Below are 3,262 nucleotides of genomic sequence, written 5' to 3' on the forward strand. Positions count from 1 at the left end.
CAGCTTGTGCTTGGCGAGATATTCCTTGTACTGCTTGGCCTTGAAGGAGTCGGTCTTGGCCTGCTCCCGGATGACCGTCATGTTGTAGCGCCAGCCGCTCTTGGCGATCGGCACGTTGCCCAGGTTGACGGCCGCCTCGGCCATGGGTGCTGCACCGGTAAGGGCGGTCGAGCACGCGAGGAACGCGGCTGCACATAATGCAGCCAAGCGTAGGCTTCTCATGATCCCCCCCAGGATCGAAATGGACGAACGATCCGGTGAAGTTCCGCCTCCGTGGCCGCAGTTCTCCTGTCTCCGCGTCATGACAACGCGAAGTATATGCAGCCTTTTGAAGGTCGGGACGGTTGCTTCCCGGAAATAACACCAGAAGCGATACCCGATGATCGCGAAGCCGTGAACGCCCGCAACAGAAGATCGCTAGTTTATAAAGGAACGTTCACGGTACATCTAGGTGAACGCTGTCGCGTGATCGGGAAATGAACGATGGTCAATCTGCTCGGAACAGAACCATTCGAGCGTCAGGTCATGAAGCAGTTGTCATTCTGCTTATAAAACGACGAGTGCCGCAACGGGCGGCCCCATGCGCAGAGGCGGCACCCGGAAGGTCTCGGCCGCCCAGAAACAGGCAGCGCCCCCTCCCATAAGGGAGGAGGCGCACTCAGGAGCGCCGAAGTTCTATGGCCGGGTGCTAGTCGGCGCAGCCGGCATTCTGCGGCACGTTTGTATAGTCGGCCGCAAATTTTCTTGTGTAGGGCCACCACTCGCGGGTCTTGTCCCAGTTGTCCTAGCCCTCCGACTGGAAGACCACCGAGCCCCAGATCACCATGCGTCGGAGAGGTTGTAGATCTCCTTCATCTGGATCTCCCAGAACTTGATCGGCATGTATGTCGTGCCGATGCCGGGCGTGGTGTCGTGGTACTGCGGCCAGATTACCGGGATGACCGGCTTGTTGTACTTGCGTGCCTCCGCGATGTTGGCGCGCGCGTAGGTCAGCCAGTCCTGGCGGTCCTCATAGGGCGCATAGAGGAAGGGAAAGATCACGTCGACCTCGGCCGTCAGGCGCCGCATCTTCTCGTTGATCGCCATCCAGGCGTCCCCAGCGCTCCGGACGGCTGCCCCGCGTGGTCGGCGCCAGATAGTTCCGCTTCGGCACCAGCATGTAATAGCCGAACTGCATCCTGGTGTTCCCGGCCGCGCACGCCTTCCTTCAGCGTGCGCACCACCACCGTGATCAGCTTGGCCATCTCGGTGACGGGGTTCCAGTGCTCGATGTCGATCATCACGTAGGTGACGTTGCGCCGCAGCAGGTCGGAAACAATCTTGGACTTCAGGTGGCTGACGTTCGGCACGTTCTTGCTGGCGCCGCCGAACAACTCGTCGTGATACACGATGCGGATGTCGGTGCTCAGGCCGCAATTGGCCAGGCTCGGCATGCCGTGATAGATGGTGAAGTCCGGCTTCCTGGTGACGGTGATGTCCCTGCCGACATCGTTCGGATTGTACTCTTACGCCACGGCCGCGGCATAGGCATGGACATTGGCATCGGTGACGCGGTTCCTGTCCCGCCAGTATTCAGAGGTCGCCTGCCGCTCGGCGCTGTATTCCCCGAACTTCTTTATCACCGTGAGGTTGTAGCGCCAGCCCAAGTTGCTGACCTCGATTCCGTTCAGGATCGGGGCCTGGACGAAGGCCGGCTTGTCGGGCGGGTTTGGCGTCGAGGCTGGGGGTGGCGTCGGTGCAGGAGCAGGAGCAGGTGCGGGGGCGGGGCAGGCGGCACAGGCTTGCGGCCTGGGCGACGCCGCAGACTCGCTTGGCATGGGCGTGCCGAACTTGGCGGCGAGCGCCTTGGCATATGCCACGACATATTCGTCGGTGAACTTGTGCTTGGCCAGGTACTCCGCGTACTGCTGGGCCTTGAAGCTGCTGGTCCTGGTCTGCTCGCGGATCACGGTCATGTTGTAGCGCCGGCCTTGGTTGCGGATCTCGACATTGTCGAGATCGACGGCTGCGTACGCAGGATAGGTCAAACCGCCAGCGATGCAGGCGCCAGCGAGTAGCGACATGGCGACCAGCGCCATACCTCGTGAAGAACGCGTGGGTACCTCGGGGTCTATCGGTTGTCCCTGAGGAGCGATCGCAAGTTATCGCCACTTGGAGTCATACTTCTCGCTACCGAGTCGAGCATGTTCGGCGGCCTGTTCTTGGATTCCCCCGAGAACTAAGTAATTAACCGATACAATAGGCAAATCCTTCTGGAGACAACGACAACAGTCAAGAATGCGAGATGGCAAGAGGTTCATCTTTGAGAGAAGAAGATGCCGTCCTGATGGAGAATGAACGACCCTTCATTCGTATAAGCTGATGCTCGGCCAGGTTGAGTCGGTCGCGCAGGCCGCTCGGTCTCCCGGAGGACGCATGACGAAACGGGCCGGATGCACAGCATCCGGCCCTGTGGCGAACTCGCTGCCGAAGGAGACGCAGGTCCGGCGTTCAGCCGAACGTGTTGCAGTCGCTGACTTCGCCCGACCGCAGGCCGCGCGTGAACCACTCGACCCGTTGCTCGGAGCTGCCGTGGGTGAAGCTCTCCGGACTGGCACGCCGCCCGGCCGCCCGCATGATGCGGTCGTCGCCCACGGAGGCCGCGGCGCTCAGCGCCTCCTCGACGTCACCCGGCTCGATCACGCCCCGGCTGCGGTCGGCCCGGTTCGCCCACACCCCGGCGAGGCAGTCGGCCTGCAATTCGACCCGCACCGACAGGGCGTTGGCGGAGGCGCGGTCGGCACCGGCCTGCGCCTCGTGCACCCGCGGCAGGATGCCCAGGAGGTTCTGGACGTGATGGCCGACCTCGTGCGCGATCACATATGCCTGCGCGAAGTCGCCGGGCGCGCCGAAGCGCTGGGACAGCTCGTCGAAGAAGCCCAAGTCCAGATAGACCTTGCGGTCGCCCGGGCAGTAGAACGGGCCGGTCGCCCCTTGTGCGAAGCCGCAGGCCGACTGGGTGGCGTCGGTGAACAGGACGAGGCCGGGCTCCTGGTAGGTCTGCCCGTCTGCCTGGAACAGCTCGTGCCAGACATCCTCCGTGCTGCCGAGCACCACGCTGGTGAAGTCGGCCTGCTCGTCGCTCGCCCCACCCTGGCGCGGCAGCTCTTGGCGGGTCTCGACGGGGGCTCCGCCATCGATCGCACCGATGATCATGCTGGGGTCGATGCCGAGCAGCCAGGAGACCACCAGGATCCCGACCAGGCCTAGACCGCCGATCCCG

General features: G+C 63.0%; 4 protein-coding genes. All 4 read right to left on the minus strand.

The annotated features are described in order from the left end of the window. Nucleotides 1-819: 819 nt before the first annotated feature. Nucleotides 820-1,086 carry a hypothetical protein gene (locus EQG76_RS27915; RefSeq protein WP_159718344.1) on the minus strand — a complete coding sequence of 89 codons (267 nt, stop codon included), beginning with the start codon at nucleotides 1,084-1,086 and terminating at the stop codon, nucleotides 820-822. Continuing rightward, the gene (locus EQG76_RS27920; RefSeq protein ID WP_159718346.1) at nucleotides 1,056-1,433 is read right to left on the minus strand and encodes a hypothetical protein; all 378 of its coding nucleotides are present in this window, start codon (nucleotides 1,431-1,433) and stop codon (nucleotides 1,056-1,058) included. The genes EQG76_RS27915 and EQG76_RS27920 overlap by 31 nt, the downstream gene beginning before the upstream one ends. Nucleotides 1,434-1,505: 72 nt before the next feature. Beyond that, nucleotides 1,506-2,027, minus strand: coding sequence for a hypothetical protein (locus EQG76_RS27925; RefSeq protein WP_159718348.1), 522 nt, complete (start codon nucleotides 2,025-2,027; stop codon nucleotides 1,506-1,508). Nucleotides 2,028-2,490: 463 nt separating this feature from the next. Beyond that, on the minus strand, nucleotides 2,491-3,262 hold a 772-nt coding region (gene ypfJ, locus EQG76_RS27930), incomplete at its 5' end, for a KPN_02809 family neutral zinc metallopeptidase (protein ID WP_159718350.1).

This window comes from Geminicoccus flavidas (assembly GCF_009806515.1).
GTDB classification, from domain to species: Bacteria; Pseudomonadota; Alphaproteobacteria; order Geminicoccales; family Geminicoccaceae; genus Geminicoccus; species Geminicoccus flavidus.

Excerpts from the sequence above, each read along its gene's own strand:
- EQG76_RS27915 (WP_159718344.1), bottom strand. The coding sequence starts at position 1,086 with ATGGCGATCAACGAGAAGATGCGGCGCCTGACGGCCGAGGTCGACGTG.
- EQG76_RS27920 (WP_159718346.1), bottom strand. The coding sequence starts at position 1,433 with ATGCCGAGCCTGGCCAATTGCGGCCTGAGCACCGACATCCGCATCGTG.